General features: G+C 58.2%; 26 protein-coding genes and 2 pseudogenes. 12 read left to right on the forward strand and 16 right to left on the reverse strand.

The genetic code is table 11. From position 1 onward, the window contains the following. Nucleotides 1-210: 210 nt before the first annotated feature. From NW829_RS03565 to NW829_RS03595, 7 genes are read right to left on the reverse strand one after another with little or no spacing between them, the layout of a single operon-like run. Nucleotides 211-891 (reverse strand): Na(+)/H(+) antiporter subunit B, encoded by a 681-nt coding sequence (locus NW829_RS03565; protein WP_414412769.1) that lies wholly within the window; start codon nt 889-891, stop codon nt 211-213. Beyond that, nucleotides 888-1409, reverse strand: coding sequence for a DUF4040 domain-containing protein (locus tag NW829_RS03570; protein ID WP_414357736.1), 522 nt, complete (start codon nt 1407-1409; stop codon nt 888-890). Before NW829_RS03570 ends, NW829_RS03565 begins: the two co-directional genes overlap by 4 nt. Nucleotides 1410-1418: 9 nt before the next feature. Continuing rightward, the gene (locus NW829_RS03575) at nt 1419-1700 is read right to left on the reverse strand and encodes a monovalent cation/H(+) antiporter subunit G (RefSeq protein ID WP_011431879.1); all 282 of its coding nucleotides are present in this window, start codon (nt 1698-1700) and stop codon (nt 1419-1421) included. Between the two features lie 19 nt (nt 1701-1719). Beyond that, the gene (locus tag NW829_RS03580) at nt 1720-1971 is read right to left on the reverse strand and encodes a hypothetical protein (RefSeq protein WP_011431878.1); all 252 of its coding nucleotides are present in this window, start codon (nt 1969-1971) and stop codon (nt 1720-1722) included. Then, nucleotides 1968-2372 carry a cation:proton antiporter gene (locus NW829_RS03585; RefSeq protein WP_414412770.1) on the reverse strand — a complete coding sequence of 135 codons (405 nt, stop codon included), beginning with the start codon at nt 2370-2372 and terminating at the stop codon, nt 1968-1970. Before NW829_RS03585 ends, NW829_RS03580 begins: the two co-directional genes overlap by 4 nt. Further along, a complete protein-coding gene (locus NW829_RS03590) occupies nt 2356-3828 on the reverse strand; it encodes a cation:proton antiporter (protein ID WP_414412771.1) in 1473 nt (490 codons plus the stop codon). Before NW829_RS03590 ends, NW829_RS03585 begins: the two co-directional genes overlap by 17 nt. After that, complete coding sequence (locus NW829_RS03595; RefSeq protein ID WP_414406349.1) at nt 3821-4183, reverse strand: cation:proton antiporter subunit C; 363 nt, start codon at nt 4181-4183, stop codon at nt 3821-3823. The genes NW829_RS03590 and NW829_RS03595 overlap by 8 nt, the downstream gene beginning before the upstream one ends. A gap of 332 nt (nt 4184-4515) precedes the next feature. Between NW829_RS03595 and glp the strand changes: the two genes are divergently transcribed. Further along, entirely contained in the window at nt 4516-5775 is a 1260-nt protein-coding gene (gene glp / locus NW829_RS03600; protein WP_414412772.1) for a gephyrin-like molybdotransferase Glp, read from the forward strand. Between the two features lie 68 nt (nt 5776-5843). On the opposite strand, the pseudogene NW829_RS03605 reads toward glp, so the two are convergent. From NW829_RS03605 to NW829_RS03615, 3 genes and pseudogenes are all read right to left on the reverse strand, one after another. After that, nucleotides 5844-6748 (reverse strand): annotated as a pseudogene (locus tag NW829_RS03605) (IS630 transposase-related protein). Between the two features lie 166 nt (nt 6749-6914). Beyond that, nucleotides 6915-8378 (reverse strand): cryptochrome/photolyase family protein, encoded by a 1464-nt coding sequence (locus NW829_RS03610; RefSeq protein ID WP_414413974.1) that lies wholly within the window; start codon nt 8376-8378, stop codon nt 6915-6917. 122 nt (nt 8379-8500) lie between these two features. Beyond that, nucleotides 8501-8716, reverse strand: coding sequence for a hypothetical protein (locus NW829_RS03615; RefSeq protein ID WP_414341860.1), 216 nt, complete (start codon nt 8714-8716; stop codon nt 8501-8503). A gap of 191 nt (nt 8717-8907) precedes the next feature. On the opposite strand from NW829_RS03615, the gene rbfA reads away from it, so the two are divergent. The 5 genes and pseudogenes from rbfA to NW829_RS03640 all read left to right on the forward strand — a co-directional run bounded on the left by rbfA (nt 8908) and on the right by NW829_RS03640 (nt 12031). Further along, on the forward strand, nt 8908-9342 hold the full coding sequence (gene rbfA, locus NW829_RS03620) for a 30S ribosome-binding factor RbfA (protein WP_414328963.1): 435 nt from the start codon (nt 8908-8910) through the stop codon (nt 9340-9342). A 459-nt stretch (nt 9343-9801) separates the two neighbouring features. Further along, nucleotides 9802-10227, forward strand: coding sequence for a hypothetical protein (locus tag NW829_RS03625; RefSeq protein WP_414416460.1), 426 nt, complete (start codon nt 9802-9804; stop codon nt 10225-10227). A 41-nt stretch (nt 10228-10268) separates the two neighbouring features. Next, nucleotides 10269-11093 carry a pseudouridine synthase gene (locus NW829_RS03630; protein WP_011431867.1) on the forward strand — a complete coding sequence of 275 codons (825 nt, stop codon included), beginning with the start codon at nt 10269-10271 and terminating at the stop codon, nt 11091-11093. Nucleotides 11094-11161: 68 nt separating this feature from the next. Further along, nucleotides 11162-11371 (forward strand): annotated as a pseudogene (locus tag NW829_RS03635) (helix-turn-helix domain-containing protein); the annotation flags it as partial. Then, a complete protein-coding gene (locus NW829_RS03640; protein ID WP_414328967.1) occupies nt 11369-12031 on the forward strand; it encodes a DUF4115 domain-containing protein in 663 nt (220 codons plus the stop codon). The pseudogene NW829_RS03635 and the gene NW829_RS03640, both read left to right, overlap by 3 nt. Before the next feature lie 16 nt (nt 12032-12047). Here the strand turns inward: NW829_RS03640 and NW829_RS03645 are convergent, their stop codons facing one another. The 5 genes from NW829_RS03645 to NW829_RS03665 all read right to left on the reverse strand — a co-directional run bounded on the left by NW829_RS03645 (nt 12048) and on the right by NW829_RS03665 (nt 17126). Continuing rightward, a complete protein-coding gene (locus tag NW829_RS03645) occupies nt 12048-12737 on the reverse strand; it encodes a phosphoribosylanthranilate isomerase (RefSeq protein ID WP_414412796.1) in 690 nt (229 codons plus the stop codon). A gap of 62 nt (nt 12738-12799) precedes the next feature. Beyond that, nucleotides 12800-13870 (reverse strand): LOG family protein, encoded by a 1071-nt coding sequence (locus NW829_RS03650; protein ID WP_414341868.1) that lies wholly within the window; start codon nt 13868-13870, stop codon nt 12800-12802. Between the two features lie 114 nt (nt 13871-13984). Continuing rightward, nucleotides 13985-14326 (reverse strand): thioredoxin, encoded by a 342-nt coding sequence (gene trxA, locus NW829_RS03655; protein WP_011431863.1) that lies wholly within the window; start codon nt 14324-14326, stop codon nt 13985-13987. A gap of 671 nt (nt 14327-14997) precedes the next feature. Then, nucleotides 14998-15723 carry an NUDIX hydrolase gene (locus NW829_RS03660; RefSeq protein WP_414416461.1) on the reverse strand — a complete coding sequence of 242 codons (726 nt, stop codon included), beginning with the start codon at nt 15721-15723 and terminating at the stop codon, nt 14998-15000. Nucleotides 15724-15902: 179 nt separating this feature from the next. After that, nucleotides 15903-17126, reverse strand: a complete 1224-nt coding sequence (locus NW829_RS03665) for an ABC transporter ATP-binding protein (protein WP_414373788.1) — start codon at nt 17124-17126, stop codon at nt 15903-15905. Between the two features lie 241 nt (nt 17127-17367). Between NW829_RS03665 and NW829_RS03670 the strand changes: the two genes are divergently transcribed. The 4 genes from NW829_RS03670 (at nt 17368) to apcD (ending at nt 21212) form a co-directional block, all read left to right on the forward strand. Then, complete coding sequence (locus NW829_RS03670; RefSeq protein ID WP_414341872.1) at nt 17368-18099, forward strand: SDR family oxidoreductase; 732 nt, start codon at nt 17368-17370, stop codon at nt 18097-18099. Between the two features lie 131 nt (nt 18100-18230). Beyond that, a complete protein-coding gene (gene folE, locus NW829_RS03675; protein WP_414329555.1) occupies nt 18231-18920 on the forward strand; it encodes a GTP cyclohydrolase I FolE in 690 nt (229 codons plus the stop codon). A 271-nt stretch (nt 18921-19191) separates the two neighbouring features. Beyond that, entirely contained in the window at nt 19192-20526 is a 1335-nt protein-coding gene (locus NW829_RS03680) for a type IV pilus twitching motility protein PilT (protein WP_414341906.1), read from the forward strand. Nucleotides 20527-20726: 200 nt separating this feature from the next. Further along, nucleotides 20727-21212 carry an allophycocyanin subunit alpha-B gene (apcD, locus tag NW829_RS03685; protein ID WP_011431857.1) on the forward strand — a complete coding sequence of 162 codons (486 nt, stop codon included), beginning with the start codon at nt 20727-20729 and terminating at the stop codon, nt 21210-21212. 4 nt (nt 21213-21216) lie between these two features. Here the strand turns inward: apcD and NW829_RS03690 are convergent, their stop codons facing one another. Next, entirely contained in the window at nt 21217-21900 is a 684-nt protein-coding gene (locus NW829_RS03690) for a HEAT repeat domain-containing protein (protein WP_414329553.1), read from the reverse strand. 92 nt (nt 21901-21992) lie between these two features. On the opposite strand from NW829_RS03690, the gene rpsO reads away from it, so the two are divergent. After that, nucleotides 21993-22268, forward strand: coding sequence for a 30S ribosomal protein S15 (rpsO, locus tag NW829_RS03695; protein WP_011431855.1), 276 nt, complete (start codon nt 21993-21995; stop codon nt 22266-22268). 36 nt (nt 22269-22304) lie between these two features. Then, the gene (locus NW829_RS03700; protein ID WP_414351795.1) at nt 22305-22742 is read left to right on the forward strand and encodes a photosystem II biosynthesis protein; all 438 of its coding nucleotides are present in this window, start codon (nt 22305-22307) and stop codon (nt 22740-22742) included. Nucleotides 22743-22763 lie beyond the last annotated feature (21 nt).

The raw sequence follows: 22763 nt of genomic DNA on the forward strand, positions 1-22763 counted from the left end.
ATTCCGAAACTTAGCTGTCCTCTGGGGCCGCTAGGGATTGGGATAAAGCCCGCACTCTGCGCGTAGCGCGGGTGTCGGGTAGTTTACTCTCAAAATGCGATTGACAAACAACTGGCTGCTACAGCCTTGGTTTACGGACTTACCCTGGTTACTCGCAATGTCCGTGATTTTGCCGGGACAGGGGTACCTCTCATTAACCCATTTAGACCCTCATAACAAGCCGCGGTAGCGAATAAAGATCAAAACTGCCGCCCAGGATCCCAGCGCCACCTTGATGGCTACCAAAATGTTAAGAATCGGGATCCAACCGCCGCTAAACAGAGCTCCCAACTCCCCTCTAGGCAATTCCCAGCCGGCCAGAGCCATCACAGCCACCCCGATAAACGCCACCACCGACAGCTTCTCCCACATCGCAGCCCGCCACCGTTTGTAGATGGCCTCCATCCAGGCGGAAGAGGCGGTGATCGCCACCAAGCCAATGGCTGTCCCTCCTGCCACCCCAGCAGCAAAGCCCCCGCCCGGCGTCAGGTGCCCTCGAATGGCAAGCTCCACCGCGATCAAAGCCGAAATGGTGGCTCCCACTCGCGCCAACACAATCGAGGGAATATCGGTAAATTGAGCTACATTGGCTGTCGGCTGCTCATCCGCCAGCAGGTATTGGGCGCCCAAAATCGCCGTGGAAAACACCACCACTTCAAAGACCGTATCGTAGAGGCGGTTGCGCAGAATGAGACCCGTCACCGCGTTGGGCACACCGCTTTCGCTGGCCAGAATCTCCACTGCCTCGACTAAGGCCACGCCCGCTGTGGGATTGGGGGACACGGATCCCACCTCGCCCACAATGAGCTGTAGGGCTGCCAGCAGCACCGCTATCCCGTACACCCACTTCATGTCGCCATCACCTCAGCGGCCAGAGCTTGCTGCGCCAAAATGGCCTGCAGGCGGGGTACGCGTGTAACCAGGCGATACTCTGCTGCTTCTCCACCGGGCTCAAGGGCAATGGTGTGTACCTCTCGGCTGCGAAGAGCAGCCACCAACGCCTCCGAACTCCCATAGGCGGCCAACTCCAAGCGCATGTGATACCGCTGTAGCCCTTGGCGCATCTGCTGTAACAACTGCCGTGCTGCTGAGGTACTGGCCTCCAGCACAGGGCTGCCTTCAAGAACGCCCAGGCGCATACTCAGCGAAGAGCGCACCGCAATGGCGTAGAGGGTAATGGAAAGCATAGTGCCCACCAGCGCCTCGGTCAGAGCCACATCCGCCGCCCCAAACAGCGCATAGATCAGGGCGGCAATCGTCCCCAGGATCCCTCGCATTACCAAGGCGTGGTAGGGATTGGTCTGAGTCACCACCAAGCTTGCCGTCAGGGGCAGGAGTAACGCCATCACCAGCAACAGGGTCTCTTCCATCCTGCCCTCCTATAGGGACTTGCGCTGCGAGCAAAACGCCAGCACATAGCCCAGAATGGTATTCCAAATAGCCAGGGAGATCAGTGCCAACACCAACAGGGGCCATTCCCGTGGGATCCGCAACAGCAGCCCCAGCATGATGCTCATAGAGCCCAGGGTGTCCGACACCGAAAGGCCGTGCAGCTTAAATAAAATCGAGCGATCCCCAAGGAGCGGCGCCGTTCCCCACAACCAAAACAGCACACCAATCCCAAACAACAGATAGCTCAGACCTTCCACCCAGACTTCCATACCTACCCCCAGGGCCTTTCTAAAGCATTTCCAGCCGTTTCAGTACATGAGCCAAGAGCATTAAGGCCGCATTGCCCACCGACAAAATCAAAACCCCCACAATCCCGATCATCCAATCATCCCGCACCACCGACACCACCAAAATCAGGATGGCCGTCTTTGTGGCCAAGCTGGCAAAGGCGAGCATCGTCTGCCAAATATCTTCCTTCAGCCAAGCGGCATACAGGGGCAAGCACAGCGTTAGGGTCAGGAGAAACAGCAGTAGGTTCACACGTCCTCCCGCGGCTTGAGCATATGGACTTCATAAGTGCCTTGGGCATTGCAATTGAGCACGATGGTTTTGGGCGTGAAGGTAATTAAAAAGATATCCAGAAACACCAGCCCTGCTGAACGGTTGGGCAGGGTTTGTTTGTATACAACTTCCTCAACAGTGTGGGGCTTGAGGATCATCTCGAAGGCTTCCCAGTAGGCTCTTGGGATGGCGAGAAGAATTTCCTGGAGCACTCGCCCCCAATCCCGCCATTGCACCGGTGCGGAAGCCTGGCGCGGCAGCAGCAACGTTGCCGCCACCCCGATGGCCACATTGTCCCAGCTCAGATTGCCCGTCAGCAGAAACCAAATCAAGAGGCGCAGGCCGATCTCCAATAGACCCAACTCAGGGTAGCGTCCCATAGTTCCCCACAGCTAACAGAGCCCAAACCAGCACCAACACTATGCTCAAGCCGCCCACCACTGCTTCCAGCCCTTCGTTCACCGACCCTCCCTTCAAAGGGATCCGCTCCCAAAACCAGCCTAGGGGGATCCCAACGCCCAAACTGAGGAGCGCCTTGAGAAGATTGTCAGCGCCATAGGCCGCCGGTAGCCAGCCCCAGAGCAAGCCCCCACCCCAAAGCACCAGTGCCACTTTATCTTGCCAAGGAGTTGCAGAGGTGGTTGCCCCCTTCATTGGAGAAACAGGTGCCCGCAGCACTCGCACGCCTAAACAAGTGGTGCCGACGGTAACCCCCACCAGCAGCCACTCGTGCCAGGGATCCAGAGCAGACAAGCTGAGGGCCTTGGCCGCATACCCCAAACTGCCGGGTACCCCTGCCAGGGAAGCCGTCCCCAAGAGCAGCATCGGCCAACGCCAGGGATGGGTCACGCTTGTTCCAACAAACAGCAAGGGCTTTGCCAACCCATGGGCAAGACCGTACAAACCTGCCCATTGAGGGGCAGCAATCACAAATCCCATCTGCGATACCGAGCTCCAGGCGAGAAGGTGCTGGGGCGTGCTCCCCATCAAGGCCAGTAGGATCCCGAAAACGGCTGAACCAGCGCTCAAGTAGGGCAACCCCTGGGCCAAGACCGGCGAAGCCTCGCTGCAGCGCACCAAAGCCATGGCTCCTGCTTTGGTCGTAAAACCGCTGAGCACCGCCGCGATAACGGGATCCGCGGTAACGTAGGTGAGGGGCAGCCACAGGCCGGCAACGAAGATCGCCCCCTTGGCCAAAAGACCCACAGCAATCAGCGCCAAGGCCGTGGGGTCGGCCATAACCAAACTGCTCATCGCCAGGGATCCCGTGCGCACATAGACCAGGATTGCGCCCATCAGGTAGAAGAGCATGGCCACATTGCTCATGAAAAGGTAGCGCAGCCCCACCCAGAGCTGGCGATCGCGGTGCGGAGCATTTTCTTCCACTGTGGGTTGGCCCTCAGCCCGCCGCCCATAGGTCAGCAGCAAAAACACGCCGATGCTGAGCACCTCCAGGGAAACGTAGACGCTGATCAGGTCGGCACTGATGATGACGGCGTTGGCGCTACCGTGCACGATCAGTAGCTGCATGGCCAGAAAGCGGCTGCCCGCAAAGCGTCTATCCAAATACAGCGCCACCCCCAGCGTGACCAGGCCGTGAGCCAAGAGCATCGCTGCTCCATTGGCATCGATCCGCAGCGTCACCCCGAAGTGATCCAAAAGCTGCAGCTCCAAGGGCGCAGCGGTTGTGCCGGGCAAGCCCCCCTGCTGCACCGCATAGACCACCGTCAGCGCGGCCATCCCCACCAGGCTGGGACGGGTCAGGGCTGGCATCAAGTAGGTTGTGAAGGCCAGTAGAAAGGGCAATGCCACCCACACCAGCGTCAGCTCAGTCATCGGTAAAAGTGCTCTGCGCCCCTGACGCGACTGCCTGTTCGATGCTCTCGACTTCGAGGGTGGGATGATTGCGGGACAGCTTCATCACCCCCACCAACATCAAGGCTTGTACCGATAGGCCAATGACGATGGCCGTGAGGATGATCCCCTGAGGCACCGGGTCGGCATAGTCCAGCTCGCGCCAGGGTTTGTAGATGGGGGTGAACACACCGCTCCGGGCTGCCCAGATCACGAAGAAGGCGATGACCCCGGTGCTCATAACATCCATAGACAGGATCTTCATAATGAGGTTGCGCTTGACCACGACTCCCCAGAAGCCAAGGAAGATCGTGAGGATGACGGCGGCACTTAACATGGACACCTCGCTTGCTGCGCTCGAGCTATCTGGTCGCTCAGTCGTTCTAAGGCTACGCCCGCTACGTGACCAGTATCCAGCTTCCGCAGCCGCGGCAGCCAGATAGCCTGTGGCCGGCTGCAACGCTGCCGGGATCCCCATCTCCCCAACAAGGCCGGGATCCCGAAGTAGAAAGAGTTGCAGACTCCGAATAAGCAACTTGACCCGACTTCTTGCCAGCTCTGGGGCTTGGTGGGATCCTGGTCATACACTTCTCATGCCAAGGTCGGAATTGATGGCCGCTGTCCGCAGTTTAAGTTGTTTTTAATGGCCTTGGCGGAACCGACTTCTGGATGCTGAAGAAAGGTGTTGGAGAAGGGGGTTTAAAAGCCGTGATGCTGCCGGTGGCGGAAGCAGAAGCCCTGATTTTGCAGGCGGCTCAGCCGCTGGGCCCAGAGTGGGTGGAGCTGGGATCCGCCCAAGGCCGCGTTCTCAGCCAAACTGTGTATAGCCCCCAGGATTTTCCGGCCCATCCCACCTCCAGTATGGATGGCTATGCCGTGCGCCATGAAGATGTGCAAGCGGGGATCCCTTGTGAGCTGCAGGTGATCGAGACTCTCCCCGCCGGAAAGGCACCCACCCGAGAGCTCCAGCCTGGACAAGCGGTGCGTCTCTACACCGGCTCCCTCTTGCCCAGCGGTGCGGACACCGTGGTGATGCAGGAATACACGCAGCAACCTTCGCCAGGAACCGTTCGCCTCTTGCAGCGTCCGCAGCGGGGCCAATTTGTCCGGCCTCAGGGAGACTTTGCCCGCCAGGGGGATCCCCTCCTGCCGGCAGGGCAGGCTTTGGGCGGAGCGGAGCTGGCCGTTTTGGCCGCCATCCGACAGGCGATGGTGCCGGTGTTTCGTCAGCCCCGGGTAGCCCTGTTCTCGACAGGGGATGAGTTGGTGCCCATCCAGCAGGTGCCGGGGCCGGGGCAGGTCGTGGATTCCAACCAGTACGGCTTAGCGGCTCTGGTCAAGGCAGCGGGTGGGATCCCGATCCAGTTGGGCATCGTGCCGGATCGGCTCCAGGTGTTGCGGCAGGTCGTCCAGCAGGCCCTGGCCTCCGCCGATGGGGTGATCTCTTCCGGAGGGGTATCGGTGGGGGATTTTGACCTGGTGGAAAAGGTGCTGGAGGAGTTGGGAGGCGAGATTTTCATCCGCAGCGTGGCCATCAAGCCGGGCAAACCCCTGACGGTGGCTCGTTTTCCCAATCCCCACGGCCCCCCCAAGCTCTACTTTGGCCTGCCGGGCAACCCTGCCTCTGCCCTGGTGACCTTCTGGCGCTTTTTGCACCCGGCCCTGCGAAAAATGGGCGGATCCCTGCCCCCCTACTGGCAGATCCTCTCCGCCTTCAGCCCGGTGGATCTGCATGCCGACGGTCAGCGGGAACACTATCTCTGGGGACGGCTGCAGGTCAGGCCTGAGGGGATCCAATTTCAGCCCGCCGCCAACCTCAATTCCGGCAATCTCATCAGTCTGGCCGGCTGTAATGCCTTGGCTGTGCTGCCAGTAGGGACAACCCAGATCCCTGCCGGTTCGCCCGTTCAGGTGCTGCAACTGCCCTGAAGATCCCTAGCCCTCCTCTCGCTGCTGCTGGAATAGCCGCCATAGTCAATCCAAATAACAATGAGACGCTAGCCAGTACAACAGTTCCGTCTGCAACAGCGGACCGCAGGCCTTATCACTTCATCCACAGAAGTTCCTCTATCAGCATGCATCCTTGCCCTCTTGAGAGCACTAAAGTCACCCTCAATCTCATTCAAGTCTGGCGAGGGCCTCAGCAAAAAACCACCTCCTGCCCTGCCGCTTTCATCAAATCCTTTATCCTTCCCTTCCGTTCGCCGAGTAGGCCCTAGGCCTTTGAATCGGCCCATTGCCCAGAGTCAATACAGATGTCCTCTCCAAACTCGGCATTTAGTGTCCCTCAAATTCTTCCGCATTCGAGCTACTTGAAAAAGCGTCGGGGCTATCAAACCCCCTCTCTCCTTCCTCCTACCGGCTACTCAGCTCTCTCTCTTCCCATAAACTTTCTCCCCTCTCTTTGGCCAAGCATAAAACAGGTGCGTATCTCCCCAAACCCTGTCTCGTCATTCTCTCATCATTCGCGTCAGCGGTGCAGAGCCCATTGTAAGCTAAACTCTCACTTCCATACTTCTGAACCAACTCCCTCAAGACCCTAGAGTCGTTGATTCTCTCTTGGATTCTCTCTTGCCAATCCCGCTCTCGGTGCCTTAACTCTTTTTTTTCGCGTTGTTTTCATCTTCCTAAGAGCATAGTAAATAGCGCTGGGATGGACGCCAAACCTCTGGGCTCTATCCTTCAGTCGAGCTTCTGGGTACTGTTCTACGTCTTGCTGCAGAGCGACCAAGTCTATCTTTCGCTTCCGAGTCTTGACTTTTGTCGGCCTCAGGTCTTCTCGGTTCAGCCAGCGATAAACCGTTGCACGACTGACTTTGTACATCTGTGCAGCTGCAGTGGGGCTGCCCCCTTCCTGGACATACCCTACGACTCTCTCTCTCAGGTCTAAGCTATAGGTCATGAAGCTTCCTCCTGAGGTCTACCCCCACGTCATCTTGCCTTTAACACCGTCTCATTGTCAACTGAATTGACTACAACTACACAGACCTGCTTTGTGGTCATTTCAAATGGCACCTGTCTTGCCTTTTGTCTGCCGTCGTCGAGAGAGGGGGCAGCGGCACAGAGGACTAGGAAGGAGGGGGGAGACCGTCTCGAACAGACCTAGAGTAGGCCTGCTGCACCGCCTGGTAGCGCCGTTTGAACTCCTGCTGCTGCACCTTGTGATCCACAATGGGATCCGGATAGCCACAACTTCGCCGTTCCCGCAAAGCCCAGGCTCCCTTGGGGTCATCTCCCACCCACAGCAGAGCCGGCGTATCCAGCCGTGCCAGCTCCGGCAGATAGCGACGGATGTACTCTCCTTCCGGGTCATAGCGGGCTGCTTGCGTGGCCGGGTTGAAGATGCGCAGGGGCTTGGGATCCGTGCCCACACTGGCGCTCCACTGCCAACCGCCGTTATTGGCCGCCAGATCCCCATCCACCAGCTTTTGCATAAAGTAGCGTTCTCCCCAGCGCCAATCGATAAGCAGATCCTTGGTCAGGAAGCTGGCCACAATCATGCGGCAGCGGTTGTGCATCCAGCCAGTTTCGTTCAGTTGGCGCATGGCCGCATCCACGATGGGGTAGCCCGTCTGACCGGTGCACCAGGCCTGAAACCAGTCCTGCCGATTGTCCCACTCCAGGGCGTCGAAGGCTCGTCGATAGGCTCCGGTTTCCACGTGGGGCCAGTGGGCCAAGACATGCTTGTAAAACTCTCGCCAGCACAGCTCCTGCCGCCAAGTTTGCAAGCTGCTTTCGGCCTCTTGGCTGCGCACCTCGGCTTCCACCTCCCGCGTGGCTTGCCACACCTGGCGAATGCCGATCGTTCCCCAGCACAAGTGGGGGCTCAGTAGAGAAGTGCCCGGCTCAGCCGGGAAGTTGCGGGCTCGCTCGTAGTCCAAAATGCGCAAACCCTGACAAAAGTCTTCCAAAAGGGCTTGAGCCGCTGCTTCCCCCGCTGCTGGGATCCGCTGGTCGCAGACAAAGCCCAAATCTGCCAAAGTCGGTAGAGGCTGCGCTTTTAGTCCCGATACCGGCTGCAGACCCTCGGGGGTTGGGTAGGGATCCCGCTTGGGCAAGCTCGCCCACCTGCGCCAGAAGGGAGTGAAGACCGAATAGGGCTCCCCCGCCTGGGTCAACACTTCCCCCGGCCCATGCAGCAGCATATCTTGGTAAGAGAAGGACTGGATCCCGGCTGCGGCCAAACTGGCCTGCACTCGACTCTCTTGCTGTAGGGCGAACGGCTCCCCATCGGCATTCCAAAATACGGCCTTGGCTCCCAGGTCAATGGCCAAGCATCGCAACTCCACCAGGGGATCCCCCAGCCGCCAGATCAGCGGGATCCCCATCTGGGCGTAGCGCTCTTGGAGCTCTTGCAGAGCCTGAAGCAAAAAGGCCACCCTAGCTGGGGCCATGTCCGACCGTCTCAGCATCTGCGGGTCGAAAATGAAGACAGGCACCACCTGAGCGCTGCGCTGGGCTGCCTCATGAAGAGCTGTGTTGTCCCCTAACCGCAGATCGCGACGATGCCAAAGCAAAACGGGGGAAGTCATAGGCTGCCAAGCAATGGGATCCCATCTTGGCTGGTTGCCACCGCCTCTTTCAACTCACCCCCCCCAAGGCTGGGAGCCGGGGCGGCCAGAAGCTACATTCTAAAGAACCTTGAAGAACCCTATCAAAGCTCTAGACTGTCGAACACCCGACTGGGACAATAGCGGCAGCGCTCATCCGGCTTTTGCTGGCCATCGCTGTATCCCATCGCGTAAGCTGTATCCCCCAACATCACCACCAGCTGAGTCAGCTTCAGCGAGAGCAACGGGTCAAGCGGCTCCGTCACATTCAGCATGAACTGCTCAATGGAGCGCCGCAGCGCCTCTGGCGTCTTGATCATCACGTCTCCATCCATCCATCGATGGCTTTAGGTATTCATACTCAAGGCAAGATGGACATGGACTCAGGATAAAGGTGGAAGGAAGAGATGCTCGTAGCATTGGCTACTGTTCTTGGGATCGAGCCGGCAAGGGCTGAGCTCCACACCAGCCAGAGCAGGCTTGCGGATGATGTTAGCCTAGGTATCCAAAAATGGCGACAGCGCGACGGGTGGCACGGGTAGCAGAGCTGATCAAACGAGAGGTCAGCCAAATCCTGCTCTCGGAGATCAAAGATGACCGGGTTGGGGCAGGGATGGTCAGCATTGTGGATGTCGAGGTTTCCAATGACCTGCAAAACGCCCGCATCTTCGTCAGCATTTATGGGGATGAGACAGCTCAACACCGAGCTATGGAAGGGCTAGCAGCGGCCACACCCTTTGTGCGGCGGGAAATCGGCCAGCGCCTCAGCCTGCGACGGGTGCCAACGGTGGTGTTTTTGCAGGATCGCTCTTTGGAGCGGGGATCCCGCGTTTTGGCCCTGCTCAACCAACTGAGACAGACCTCTGAGGCCCAGGAACCGGAGGGATCCCAAGCTGGGGTTGAGGACACCGCCGAGGGCGAAGAAAACGAATCGAGCGGCGAATAGTTGCACCATTTCGAGGGATCCGCGCTGGAGCTCAGCCTGCTTTGCACGAGAGAGCAAAGGATCTGCCTTGATGGCCACTAGATAGAGGGGCCTTTGCTTTGCAGCAATGCGGACAACATGAAAGAAAGATTTTTTACCGTTCGTGTCGCGTAAGCGGGCCCTGAAGTTTTTGGATTTGTTAGGCTTAAGGGAGCTATACAGCCCTTCCCCCGATCGTCTATCCGTACAGGACTCCATGTCTGCGGCACACTTGCGCAAACCAGAGCGCTCTGCTCCAAAGGGCAGCGGCGTTGTTGTGGTCAACCTGCGAAAGGGCTGTAAGGTTGCTGTCCATGCCTTTCCTGCCTTTTCATGGATGTTCAAAGCCCACTGCAACCGGATCCCTCTCTAGGGGGTGCTACTCCACTCCAAGCTCTGCAGGCCCTAAACCAGAGTGTTGCCGAAGCTTTGGTTTCCTGCTTGAAAGGGCAACCCCAACAGGCCACTCAGCACCTTTTGCTGGCTCTGCCGCAGCTCATGGCGGCTCTGGGGGCCTTGAGGCAAAAATCTTCCCTTCGCGTGAGCGGGCCGGAGGCCTTGGCCGAGCCTGCAGGCTGCCCTTCAGAAGCCAAGCCCAAGCGCATCATGCACATCGAAGGCAATCGCGTGGAAGTGTGGGTGGATAACCAAATTCGCAGCAGTTGGAGCATTTGGTCGGTGGGAGATCTCAAGGAAGTCTGTCGGCTGGCAGAAGAGTTCGACTGTGGCCTCAGCTATTCTCTAGGAGGAAACTCAGAGTCTCAGTCGGAAATGCTGCTGTTGCCCTCCAATTCTGCTGGTGTGTCCGACCGACTCTCCAACCCCGTTCGCGCAAGCGGGCCGGAGGCCCCAGGCTCTGCCGCCTAGCACCCCCAGCTTCGGTTGCTGCTTTTGCTGTTCAAATCCCCATGGCAGAACCCCAACGGCTACAGAAGCTCTTGGCTCAGCAGGGATTGGCCTCGCGTCGCCAGGTGGAAGCCTGGATCCTGGCCGGGCGCGTTCGGGTCAATGGGAAGGTGGTCACTGAGCTGGGCTCCAAAGCCGACCCAGAGCGGGATTGCATCGAGGTGAATGGGCAAGTGATCCCTTTGGCCAAGGATCCGGCGCGCTATGTTTTGCTCCTGCACAAGCCAGTGGGGGTTTTGTCAACCTGTGCAGATCCTTGGGGACGCAAGACGGTGCTGGATCTGCTCCCCCCATCTTGGAAACGGCAAACCCGCCTCTACCCGGTGGGCCGGCTGGATGCGGACAGCAGTGGCGCTTTGCTGCTCACCAATGATGGCGACTTGACCTTGAAGCTGACCCATCCGCGCTATCATCTGCCCAAAACCTACCGGGTACAGGTACAAGGGCATCCGAGTCAGGCCACTCTGCAACATTGGCGAGACGGAGTAGACTTAGAGGGATACACCACTCTGCCGGCGGAGGTGGAGTTTTGTCCTGCCCCGGATTTCCGGCAAAGGGAGCATCCCAATTGCTCCTGGCTGAGGGTGGTGTTGTTTGAGGGACGCAACCGGCAAATTCGGCGGGTGGCGGAGCGTCTTGGGCATCCGGTGCTCAGCTTACATCGGGAAGCCATTGGCCCACTGGGCTTGGGCAACCTGAAAGCAGGCCAGTTCCGCCAGTTGGATCCCCATGAGCTCCAAGCTTTACTGGCCCCTCTCACCGGGCACAGCAGCTCATCCTCGCTCGGGAAGCGCCCTCTAAGGCCTCCGGCCCGCTCACGCGATTAGCTCGTCAGAGCCTCTAACTGAGTGCAAACTCTCACAGTAGCCTCCTTTCTTCCGCAGGTGGCCAAATGATGCAAGAGCCAGCACACTCTTTAGAAGCCCTGGGATCCCTGTTGCGGCAAACACGGGAGGCACGGGGACTGACGTTGACAGAAGTAGCTAACGATACCTTCATTCGCTGCCAATATCTGCAGGCGCTGGAGGAAGCTGACTTGAGCCGGTTACCGGAGCCGGTGTATGTGCAAGGGTTTCTCAAGCGCTATGCCGACTATTTGGGGTTGGATGGCGAAACCCTCTCTCGGCGTGCCTCTCCGCTTTTATCGGCCAAAACCCCCCGCGCGCCAGCTCCTCTTGCCGTTGTCGGCCAGCAACCTGCCTTTGCCCTGCGTCCTCTCCACCTTTGGGCCGCTTATGTGGTGCTGATTGTGCTGACGGTGGGGGGATTGTCGGCTCTTTTGGAAGGCACAGGCAATCCCTTTGGGCGTTGGCTGGTGAGCCTGTCAACGGTCAGTCGGGAGGGATCCGGCCAGCAACCGCCTGCTGCCAACTCCCCGGATCCCACTCTGTCGGCAGCTCAGCCCACGGCCCGCCAACTGTTTCCCACCCTCGACCAATGGACGCGCATTCAGGGCGTCTTCCCCGAGGTCTTGGAAGCTCACTCAGGGGGGGCGGGGCGCAAGCCGGTGCGTCTGGATATTCGCGTTGTGGAGCGCCCTTCCTGGTTGCGGGTCATCGCCGATGGGCAAACGGTTTTTGAGGCCACCTTACAGCCAGGGGCCGAGTTGAATTGGGAAGCGGAGCAGTCAATCGTGTTGCGTACCGGCAATGCGGGCGGTGTGTTGGTGACCTTTAACGACCGGGAGCTTGGAGTGATGGGCCGATTTGGGGAAGTGAAAGAGCTGATGTTCGAGCCGGGGTTGGATATTCAGTCGCTGCAGTAGGAACCCAGCCAAATGATCATCCCGTTGCGCTTGGCGTTATCGGCGGCAGAGTAGGAGCAATCTCCCACCCTTGGGAGCCAAGCTGCTGCAGCAGGTGCCGGACTTTGTCTATGTCTTTATCGCCGGGGTGGCGTTCCACACCACTGGAGAGGTCGATGCCGCTTGGCTGCAGGTGGCTGAGTGCCTGCAGAACATTGTCCGGGTTCAGACCACCGGCCAGTAGCCAAGGCAAGGGCAGGGAGCGGTGGGCAAGTTCTGGCCAATTCAGGGTTCGCCCCGTTCCCCCCGCCTGTTGGGGGTGATAGGCATCCAAAAGCAGCACCTCCACACAGTCTCGGTAGAGATGGGCTACTTCCAGATCCGCCGGCTGGCGAATGCGCAGGGCTTTGATGCGGCGGATCCCGGGAAGCCATTTCCCCAATTGCTGACAATCCTGCGGGGATTCTTGGCCATGCAACTGGACAGCCGTGAGGCCCACCGTTTCCACCCAGGCGGCGATGGCGCGGGGATCCTGATCCAGAAAGACCCCTACTTTTTCCACGTGGTCGGGCAGGGATCCCACCCAACGGGCCATTTCCGAGAGGGGCAAATAGCGGGGGGTATTGGGCACCGCGATGAACCCAAGGGCACTCACCCCCAGCGCGGCGATGGCCTCCGCCTGATCCTGACGGGTGATGCCGCAGATTTTGACAAACAACCGGCCCATTGGGAGCACCACCAAAACAATTGGCTGCTGGTTCTTGGATGGTTCTGAGAGCGCTGATACATCTACTTTTGTTCAGGGCGCATTTGCAGAGGATCCGGCTGTTCCGGGTGAAGCTTGTTGATCCGGCGCACCATTTGCCATAGCCGTCCAAAGTTGCGCTGGTTGAAGTGCATCACCAGCCGTGGCAGATGGGCAATATCTTCCTCGGCTTCCTCCGGCAAGGCCCCAGTTTGCTCGATCCGGCCCGAATCGAGAATATCGGCAAACTCTTCGTTTAAGATGTCTAGGGCTTCCGGTGAGAGTCTGGTGTTCAAGCGCAAAACCAGGAGCTCCCGCACGTAGCGATTGCTGTGAAAGACGCGATAAAAATCGACAATCTGCTGGCAGGCATCTTCCACGTCGTCGGTTAGGGTGTAGAGGAAGAGATCTTCTGGGCTGATCAAGCCGCGACCAAGCAGGTGCTCCCGCACGTATTCGTCCCATTCTTTCCAGTAGCAGCCACCTGTTCTGTCTACCAGCACCAAGGGCATGAGCTTGGTTTTGCCGGTTTGCATCAGGGTTAGGCATTCAAAGGCTTCATCCTGAGTGCCGAAACCGCCGGGAAAAAGCACCAGCGCGTCGGTTTCTTTAACAAAAAAGAGCTTGCGCGAAAAGAAATACTTGAAGTTGATGACCCGATCGCTGGCAGCAATAACGGGATTGGCCATTTGCTCAAAGGGAAGCTGGATATTGAGCCCAAAAGAGTTTTCCAGCCCTGCCCCTCGGTTGCCGGCTTCCATAATGCCGCCGCCGCCCCCCGTCATGACCATGAATCCCCGTTGACTGATGCAGTAGGCGAACAACTGGGCCTGGCGATATTCGGGACTTTCTGGCCCCAGTCGTGCCGACCCGAAAACGGTGATCTTGCGTTGGTGGGCATAGTTTTGGAAGGCGGCAAACCCCTGCTCCAGATCCTCAAGAGTGGCCGCCAAGATCTTGGCATCCAAACGGCTCAGCTCTAGGGATCCCATGCGCTGCAGCGACTGCACAATACGCAGCCAGGCCGTCCGGTTGGGATGATACTCCAACTGCTTTAGGCGGGTCTCAGCGTTGGAAAAAACTTCTTGCAGAAGGGAAGAAACGGAATCGGTCAAGCTGGGATCCTAAAGTTCTCTGGAATTACTTTAATCAGTTCTCGGCACAAAATGGTAGCTGGGTTCTAATCCAGAACCCAAAAGTTACATTCTGAAACACCCAAGGCATAGCCCTCAGGCTTCGGCAGGTGTGTCGAAGTGCTTTTCCAAAATCGTGGTCAGAGTTGCCTTGGGTACGGCGCCAACCACCACATCCACTTTCTGGCCGCCCTTGAACAACATCAGGGTGGGAATGCTGCGAATACCGTACTGGCTGGCAGTTTGAGGGTTCTCGTCGGTGTTGATTTTTACAACCTTAACTTTGCCAACATACTGCTCAGCTATCTCCTGAACCACAGGAGCCACCATCCGACAGGGGCCACACCAAGGTGCCCAAAAATCAACCAGAACTGGAATATCGCTGCGCAGCACCTCTGCCTCAAAGGTGGCATCAGCGATATCTATTGCTGCAGACATGCCTGGATAACTCCTGAAACAACACCTGTCACGGTCTCTGATCTTAGCACAGCCCCCAGGCTGCTGGTGACCTCAGCCTGTTCCATTGCTACTACACGGAGCGTTCGCCAAAGGAACTGTCCCTTGGGATCCCGGCCTGAGACCTTCGCTCAGCCAACCGCAGCGCTAGGCAGTTTGGGGACGGCACCGAAAGCATCTGAGCCGTGCTGAAGCAGGCTTCTACGGCATCCATCAAAAGATTTGTCTTGGCAAGGTTCCCGGGATAGTTGAGTGCGTCATGACCAGGCTGCTCCTATCCTATATGATCACTTTGATTCAAACTAGGACACTGCACCCACACCTAAAACCTTGGTCGCGTCAGCGTTGCGGAGCAATAATGCAAAGGGCTAGAAAGCTTTTCTCAGTAGCCTAGGCGTCTCACCCTAACCTGAAACGACTGTAGTCATTTTAACGAGGAATGAAACTGTTCCATTGGAAGAGGGGTTGAGGATAGTTGTGGAAGCGACGCGGAGTAGTTGGGAAGTGTCTCAGCCTAACTTGAAATGACCATGATCAAGGCATAAACCTTTGTCTAGGTGGTCATGTATGGAACTCCCTTTGAATAAAAGCCAATCTATACCAACCGATCTGGCCAGCTTGGCCTTGGCGAGCCGGGATCCCTCAGACGGCCTTCAGACAAACACCATCGGCTTATGACGGATTTTCTCGAAAGCAGCCGCATCAAAACGGTAGAGGGTTGCCGGTCTGCCTGTGCCTTGGGTGCTTTTCTGGCCGGTATCTTGCAAGATACCCAGTTTCAGTAGGCGGGCGCGAAAATTGGAGTAGTCGGAGAACCCCTCGCCCAAAACGGTGCCGTAGAGCTGATAGACCTCCCCTAGCGTGAAGGTGGCGGGCAAAATGTCAAAGGCAATCGGGCTGTACTCCAACTTGGCGCAGAGGCGACGGCGGGCATAGCGGCAAATCTCTTCGTGGTCAAAGGCTAAAGAGGGAATTTGGTCGGCGGGATACCAGGCAATGCCCTCCACTCCGTCTGCCAGCAATTCAGCATCCTGGAACCGCACCAGGGCAAAGTAGCTGACCGACAGGTAGCGCACTCCATAGCCATCCTCGGCCTCGCGGGGATCCCGCTCCGGCCCCCCGAAGGTGTAGAGCTGCTCCAGATAGAGGTTTTTAACACGAATTTTCTCCGCCAAGATGCGGTAGGCCGCTGCTTCTAGGGATTCTGAGCGCCGCACCAGTGTTCCTGGCAGGGCCCAGCAACCGCGGAAGGGATCCTCCCGCCGCCGCACCAGCAGCACCAGGAGGCGATTCTGCTCAGTGTCGATGGAGAAAATGACCGCATCCACGCCCACCCGGAACTCCGCCAAGGCGATCCGGTTCTCCGATGGGCCTGCCACGATGCGGGATCCCTGCATAGCTTGGCACTGAATCCTCCACCAACAGCCTACCCAGTTTGTCCCTCCAGAGGGAGCTACCAGCCTGGACCACCGTCTTGCCAGTCTAAGCCCTATCTGGGGCGAAGGCTTTCGTGTCGCGGGGAAGATGGGTTGCTAAAGGTGTGCAAAAGAACCCCGACTCAGGCAACACTTTTACTTTTTGCGCGATTTGGCTCTTTTTCAGCCACGGAGGACCCCTCAGCGAGGGGGAACAGCCGACCTTGCCCAACAGCAATGTGAACCCGCGCGCCCACAGGCAGGGCTTCCCGGGCTAGGGCGTGCAATTCTTTGCCGGCTGCTGTGATCAGGCAATAGCGGTACTCTCGCCCCAAAAACTGTCGATCCCGAATGACAATGCCGCCCTGAGGATCAGGATGCAAATGCAACTCCTCCTGTCGAACCATCAACTCTGCGCAGCGCAAGCTGGGGTCGGGCTGATCCCTCAAAGCCTGGAATGGGATGTGCAGCAGCTCTTCAGCCTGCCAACCAAACTCCCGCCGCTCACAGCGGAGAAAGTTGGCCTGGGTAATAAACTCTGCCACAAAGCGGGTAGCCGGCTCCCGGTAAACCTCCTCCGGGGATCCCCATTGCTCAATACGGCCTTCCCGCATCACCGCCACCCAGTCGGAGAGGCAGAGAGCCTCCTCTTGGTCGTGGGTGACAAAAATGGCCGAGGTCTGGGTTTGCTTGAGGATTTTGCGGATTTCTTCCCGCAGGTAGTAGCGCACCTGCACATCCAAATTGCTCAGCGGCTCATCCAACAGGATCAAGCTAGGCCTGGGGGCCAAAGCCCGCGCCAAAGCCACCCGCTGCTGCTGCCCGCCCGAAAGCTCGTGGGGATAACGATGGGTGTAGTCTTCCAGGCCCACCAACCGCAACACCTCGTAAGCGCGTTCCCGCGCCTGTTGGGCAGCGCCTCGCAACTCAGCTCGCAACTCAGTTGAGGAGGAGCGATTGCCACCCCCTGCCGCCGACGCAAATGGGGTAGTGGGTCGGAGGCCAAACATCACATTGGCCAACACGTTCAAGTGGGGAAACAGGGCAAAATCCTGAAACACCAACCCCACTCCCCGTCGCTCCGGTGGGATCCACTGCCCCTCCCCAGCCACAACCTGCCCCCCCAGCAGGATCCGCCCGCTATCCGGCTGCTCAAATCCGGCAATGGTGCGCAATAAGGTGGTTTTCCCACAACCTGATGGGCCCACAATGCTGAGGATGTCTCCTTGGGGCAGGCGAAACTCGACTTCCCGCAAAACCAACTGCCGCTGGCCGGGAAACCCCTTGCTGATGCCCTCAAGCTGAAGGATGTAGGAGGGATCCTCCCGCGCGGCAGTGGGGCTTGGAGAAAACAAAGACTCAGCCATGACGGTTGTTGTTGCAAAAGATTTTCACTATTTTTACCACACTACCATGTCCCCGGATCCCGTCCAACCGGATCGAGATCCAACAGCCAGCAGCCAGATCTTGAGCAGGACAGAATAAGGTTTCTACGCCTCGCCCTGATTCCAAGCGAAGCAGCGGAAAATCAGTGTTAAACTTAGTTAACGAAGTTTCTCAGGTTGGGCGGCGCTTGCTTGTGTGGCGCACTCCAGAGGCTTGTTCTAAATGAGTTTTGAGACAAAGTTTCCCGAACGTGCTCTGATTACAGGGGCCAGTCGAGGGATCGGCAGAGCGGTAGCCCTAGCCCTAGCCCGACAAGGGATAGCGGTGGCTCTGGTGGCCCGCTCCCAACCTGATCTGCTAGCGGTGCAGGCCCAAATCCAAGACCAGGGGGGTAAGGCAGCGGTTTTTCCCATGGACTTGGCCGACCTAGCGGCTCTGCCCCAGCAGTTGCAGGCTCTCCTGGATCGATTTGGCGTCTGCGATGTCTTGGTCAATAATGCGGGCATGGCCCACGTTGGCCCTTTGGCCACCTTACCTTTGTCGGATTGGCAGCGAGTGATCGACTTGAACTTGACGGCAGCTTTTCTGTGTGCCCAAGCCGTACTTCCCGGAATGCGCCGGCAGCGCTGCGGCACGATTGTCAACGTCATCTCGATTGCGGGCAAGCGAGCTTTTCCCAACTGGGGAGCTTACTGTGCCAGCAAGTTCGGCCTAATGGGCTTTTCTCAAGCTTTGGCCGAAGAGGAACGACAGCATGGCATTCGGGTCACCAGCCTGTGCCCTGGTGCCGTGGACACGTCCCTCTGGGATACGGGCACGGTAGGGGTCAACTTCGACCGTTCCAAAATGCTCTCGCCGGAATGGGTAGCCGATTTGATTACCTACATTGTTCGGTTGCCCACAGGCGCGGTGGTGGAAGATCTCACCTTCATGCCTGCGGTGGGAGCCTTTTAGACCTGGCTGGTTTGGGGTTGCCCGTGACTTGGGAGGGTTTTGGCTATCGCAGCCTTTGACTGGATGCCACCTGAGCTGAGTTGCATGCACCGAGTTCTCTTAGCCTTTCGTTAACCAAGGAATATCCTGCTATGACCCTTGCGAAACCCGGATCTGGCTCGCAATCTCGAATGGATGACAAAGCCCATTTCAAGTCTCGGGTGATTCGAGATCGAGCCACTTTTGCGGAAGAAGAATTGGGTAGCTCGGATGTCTCAGATCCGGCTATGGTGGCGGCGGTGGAGACGCTGCTGCGGGGGATCGGGGAGGATCCCCAACGGGAGGGGCTGCGAAAAACCCCGCAACGAGTGGTTGCGGCTTTGAAGTTTTTGACCAGTGGGTATCGGCAGTCTTTGGAGGAGCTACTGAACAGTGCCATCTTTGATGAGGGCCATGACGAGATGGTGCTGTTGCGGGATGTGTCTCTGTTTAGCCTGTGCGAGCACCATCTGCTGCCCTTTATCGGCAAAGCCCATGTGGCCTACATCCCCAGGCAAAAGGTGGTGGGCCTAAGCAAAATTGCCCGTATCGTCGAGATGTACTCCCGCCGCCTGCAGGTTCAGGAACGCCTGACACGGCAAATTGCTGAGGCCTTGATGGAGGTGCTGGATCCCTACGGGGTGGGGGTGGTTATCGAGGCTACCCACATGTGCATGGTGATGCGGGGGGTACAAAAGGCCGGCTCCTGGACGGTCACCAGCTCGATGGTGGGGGTGTTTCAAGAGGATCCCCGTACCCGCGAAGAGTTTCTGAGTCTCATTCGCCATCCGTCCAATTTTTAGGGAGCTTCCCGGAGCTTTGCCGGTGGTTGGGTTGAGTTAACCCTCTGCTCAGGCTGGGAATACTAGCCTAAGATTGACTCAAACCCTGCCAGAAGCGAGGCCCGTCATGAGCGAGGTCAGCCCTGAAAATCAATTTCCCACCGACGTGGAGTCCGATTGGAAGCCCCCGGCTCCGCCGGTCATGCAGCGTCCGCCTCGTCCGGCTGCTCAAACGCCCCCGGTGGAGCCTCCAACGCAACTGGATCCGGTGCTCGGTTCAGCTTCCCAAGGGATGGGATCCCGGCCTGTCAACGCCAAAAGCCCCCCCAACCCCATTCTGGGTCGGCCCCTTCCTCCTGGTGTGGCTGTCGCTCCCCCTCAGGTACCGGTGCCTGTGCCGGGCTCTGCCGCTTCTCCTCAGATGCCCCCGCCCACCCCGGCTCCGGCTGCTGCTGCTCGGCCTCCAGTGCCGCCGCCCAGCCCCAATCCTGCTGCCCCGCCTTTTGCGCCACCAGCTCGCCCAACGGCTGCCGGTCGGATCCCAGTGGCTCCAGCTGCTCCTGCGGGCCTGACCCTGCGCCAACTGGTGCAGGAAGCCTATGACAAAGGCTACTCCGATATTCATTTGGGGGTAGGAGAAGTGCCCCGCTTTCGGGATCGGGGGCAAATGCTTTTGACCAACTACCCGGTCACCACCACCGAGATGTTCTATGGCTGGCTGCGGGAAAGCCTGCCGGAGAGCCAAATTCGCCAGTTTGAGGAATGTTTGGAACTGGATACTGCCATCCAGTACGAGGGTTTGGTGCGGTGTCGGGTCAACTGCTTTGTTTCCCTGCTTGGCCCGGCTATGGTGATGCGTCTGATCCCGTTGAAAATTTTGACGCTGGAGCAGTTGCGGGCGCCGGAAGTCTTGAAGCGCATTGCCGAAGAGCACAAAGGCTTGGTTTTGGTGACCGGCCCCACCGGATCCGGTAAGTCCACGACCTTGGCGGCGATGGTGGACTACATCAATTCCAACTTTCCCAAACACATCATTTCCATTGAGGATCCCATCGAGTTCGTCCACCAGAGCAAGAAATCGATGGTGCGGCAGCGGGAGGTCGGGATCCACACCCTGGAATTTGCCAATGCCCTGAAAGCCTCTCTGCGGGAAGATCCGGACATCATCCTGATTGGGGAGATGCGGGATCGAGAGACAGTGGATATTGCCCTGAAGGCCGGCCAGACGGGCCACTTGGTCTTTGGAACCCTGCACACCAACAGCGCCGTCCGCACCATCGAGCGTCTGCTGGGGATTTACAAGCCGGAAGAACAGGAGCCGATGCGCCTGCAACTGGCAGAAACCCTGGTGGCGATCATCGCTCAAACCCTGGTGCGCACCACCGATGGCAAGCGAGCTGCGGCCCACGAGATCATGCGCAACACCGATGCCATTCGGGACTACATCAAGCGGGGGGCGGTGGATGAAATTGAGGAGCTGATCGCCGACGGCTCCTATGAGGGCATGTGTACGATGAATCAATCCCTGTTTAGGCTTTACCAAGAGGGGCGGATTACCGAAGAGGTGTGTCTGGAGGCTGCCCCACGCCGCAATGAGATGGCCCAATGGCTGCGAGGCCGGATCTAGGGCCAGTCTCGAGATGGAGTCACGCCAAAGTGCTTGAGGGAAGGTTTGCCCTATCCTAAACTGGGAGCAGCCGGCGGCGCTGGCTTGCCGAGCTACCTGCTCATCTCTTGGGCCGACCTCGGGCTGGGGGGATGGGTTGCGAATTGATGAACCGAATGAACCGAATTGAAAGCAAGTTAGAAAACAGGAGAATCCCTACCGTGAGCGTGATCAACCAGATCATCGAGACCGCGGATGACCAGCTGCGTTACCTCTCAGTTAGCGAACTGGAAGCCATCAGGAATTACATGACCACCGGCGAGAGGCGCTTGCAAATCGCTCAGGTGTTAGCAGAAAACAAAAAGCGCATCATTGACCAGGCCCAGAAGCAGCTATTCGCCAAGCGGCCCGAGTACGTGCAACCCGGTGGCAATGCCTACGGTGACAAGCGCTACAACCAATGTTTGCGAGATTACGACTGGTATCTGCGTCTGGTGACCTATGGCATTATTGCCGGCAGCAAAGAGCCGATTGAGTCTATCGGCCTGATAGGGGTGCGGGAAATGTACAATGCCCTCAACGTACCCATCGCCGGCATGATCGATGCGATTGTCTTTTTGAAGGAAGCTGCCCTCAGCTTGTTGGAGCCGGCGGCAGCCGCTGAAGCCGCCCCTTACTTTGACTACATCATCAATGCCATGAGCTAGGGAACTACAGGGATCCCAAGGCAGCCCGGGCATGTACGGCCACCTGTTCTTGGGAATCCTGGGCCAGCCGGGTCAGTCCGGCGCGAGCGGCTTCTGTTCCCAACTTGGCCAGGGCAATGCAGACGCGGTAGCGCAGTTGCCAGTCGTCGGAATCAATGAGGGGATCCAGGTAGGGGATGGCCCGCGGATCCCCCAGATCGCCCAAGGCAGCGGCAGCGGCTGTGGTGATCAGCTCGCTCTTGTCCTGCAAAGCTTCCACCAGAGTGTCGAAGGCGGCAGGGTTCCCCAGCTCTCCCAGGGCAGCGATGATGCTAAACCGTACCAGCCACTCCGTTTCTCGCCGATAAGCTTCCAGAAGATCGGCCAGGGCCTGTGGCTGCTTGAGATCCCCCAGGGCAGCGGCGGCAGCAGCCCGCACATCGAACTCCGGATCCTCTCGCAAAGAGCGCTGCAAAATGGGCAACAGTAGGTTCGGATCGACGCCAGACAGGGTGCCCATCTGGCTGATGGCAGCATAACGGACGCGGGCATTCTCGTCGTGAATCGCTCGCTGCAGCAATGTCAAGGCTTCTGGCCCAGGCAGTTCTCTAGCTTTGTTGACAGCGCGCAGCCGATTTCCCAAGTCTTGTGAGTTCAACAGCTCCAGCAAAGCGGGCAGTGCCGGAGGATCCCCAGAGGTTGTTGTCATATCCCATTCTCTCCATAACCCTCCTCGGCCATAGCGAGGGAGGAAAAGCCGATGTTATTATCTTGAAGCAGTGCATCCAGTCCCTTGATCTTATGGCCTTATTGCAACAAGAGAAGCAGCAGATCATTGAGAGCTATCGACTGCACGACACCGACACCGGTTCTGCCGAGGTTCAGGTGGCTCTGCTCACCAGTCGCATCAACCAGCTCTCTCAGCACCTTCAGAGAAACCCGAAGGATTTCAACTCCCGCCGCGGCCTGCTGATGATGATCGGTCGTCGCAAGCGTTTGCTCAACTACATCGCCAAGCATTCTCCTGACCGCTTCCGGGAGCTGGCCGAACGGCTGAACATCCGGGTGAAAAAGTAGGCAGCCCATCCAAAACGCTATCGGAGATCTGTCTTCGTGGGCAAATCCAGCCGCCAGTCCAAAACCTTTCGCCGTCGCTCCCCCTCCGCCTCTGTTGAGGTGGAGAAGAAGCCGGCCAAGAAGGAGCCTGTTGCCGTGATTCCCCCTGAGGTCAGCCGGCGGATGGTGCGGCGGATTCTGGTGTTTTCTGGGATCCCTTCGGGGCTAGGTCTGAGCAGCTTTTTTGTGAATTACTATCTCTTGACCAACCACGTGGTCGCTCTGCCCCCTTACTTCACCTTGGCGGAGTCGCTAACTTTGTTTGGCCTTGGTTTTTTGGGCATTAGCTACGGTGTGTTCTCGGCTTCCTGGGATCCCGAGCCGGGATCCCTGCTGGGAATTGGAGAATTCCGGCGCAATTTGGGCAACATCATCCAACAGTGGCGTGAATCTGCTGCCCGATCTTCTGAATCTTCCGACTCTGGAGAAGCTTGATTCTTCTCCCATCGCCTTTTC

The organism is Synechococcus sp. R55.8 (genome assembly GCF_047461895.1).
Classification (GTDB): domain Bacteria; phylum Cyanobacteriota; class Cyanobacteriia; order Thermostichales; family Thermostichaceae; genus Thermostichus.

Coding starts and splice junctions, on each gene's coding strand:
- NW829_RS03565 (WP_414412769.1), bottom strand. CDS start 891: ATGAAGTGGGTGTACGGGATAGCGGTGCTGCTGGCAGCCCTACAGCTC.
- NW829_RS03570 (WP_414357736.1), bottom strand. CDS start 1,409: ATGGAAGAGACCCTGTTGCTGGTGATGGCGTTACTCCTGCCCCTGACG.
- NW829_RS03575 (WP_011431879.1), bottom strand. CDS start 1,700: ATGGAAGTCTGGGTGGAAGGTCTGAGCTATCTGTTGTTTGGGATTGGT.
- NW829_RS03585 (WP_414412770.1), bottom strand. CDS start 2,372: ATGGGACGCTACCCTGAGTTGGGTCTATTGGAGATCGGCCTGCGCCTC.
- NW829_RS03590 (WP_414412771.1), bottom strand. CDS start 3,828: ATGACTGAGCTGACGCTGGTGTGGGTGGCATTGCCCTTTCTACTGGCC.
- NW829_RS03595 (WP_414406349.1), bottom strand. CDS start 4,183: ATGTTAAGTGCCGCCGTCATCCTCACGATCTTCCTTGGCTTCTGGGGA.
- glp (WP_414412772.1), top strand. CDS start 4,516: ATGCTGAAGAAAGGTGTTGGAGAAGGGGGTTTAAAAGCCGTGATGCTG.
- NW829_RS03610 (WP_414413974.1), bottom strand. CDS start 8,378: ATGACTTCCCCCGTTTTGCTTTGGCATCGTCGCGATCTGCGGTTAGGG.
- NW829_RS03615 (WP_414341860.1), bottom strand. CDS start 8,716: ATGATCAAGACGCCAGAGGCGCTGCGGCGCTCCATTGAGCAGTTCATG.
- rbfA (WP_414328963.1), top strand. CDS start 8,908: ATGGCGACAGCGCGACGGGTGGCACGGGTAGCAGAGCTGATCAAACGA.
- NW829_RS03630 (WP_011431867.1), top strand. CDS start 10,269: ATGGCAGAACCCCAACGGCTACAGAAGCTCTTGGCTCAGCAGGGATTG.
- NW829_RS03645 (WP_414412796.1), bottom strand. CDS start 12,737: ATGGGCCGGTTGTTTGTCAAAATCTGCGGCATCACCCGTCAGGATCAG.
- trxA (WP_011431863.1), bottom strand. CDS start 14,326: ATGTCTGCAGCAATAGATATCGCTGATGCCACCTTTGAGGCAGAGGTG.
- NW829_RS03665 (WP_414373788.1), bottom strand. CDS start 17,126: ATGGCTGAGTCTTTGTTTTCTCCAAGCCCCACTGCCGCGCGGGAGGAT.
- NW829_RS03670 (WP_414341872.1), top strand. CDS start 17,368: ATGAGTTTTGAGACAAAGTTTCCCGAACGTGCTCTGATTACAGGGGCC.
- folE (WP_414329555.1), top strand. CDS start 18,231: ATGACCCTTGCGAAACCCGGATCTGGCTCGCAATCTCGAATGGATGAC.
- NW829_RS03680 (WP_414341906.1), top strand. CDS start 19,192: ATGGGATCCCGGCCTGTCAACGCCAAAAGCCCCCCCAACCCCATTCTG.
- NW829_RS03690 (WP_414329553.1), bottom strand. CDS start 21,900: ATGACAACAACCTCTGGGGATCCTCCGGCACTGCCCGCTTTGCTGGAG.
- rpsO (WP_011431855.1), top strand. CDS start 21,993: ATGGCCTTATTGCAACAAGAGAAGCAGCAGATCATTGAGAGCTATCGA.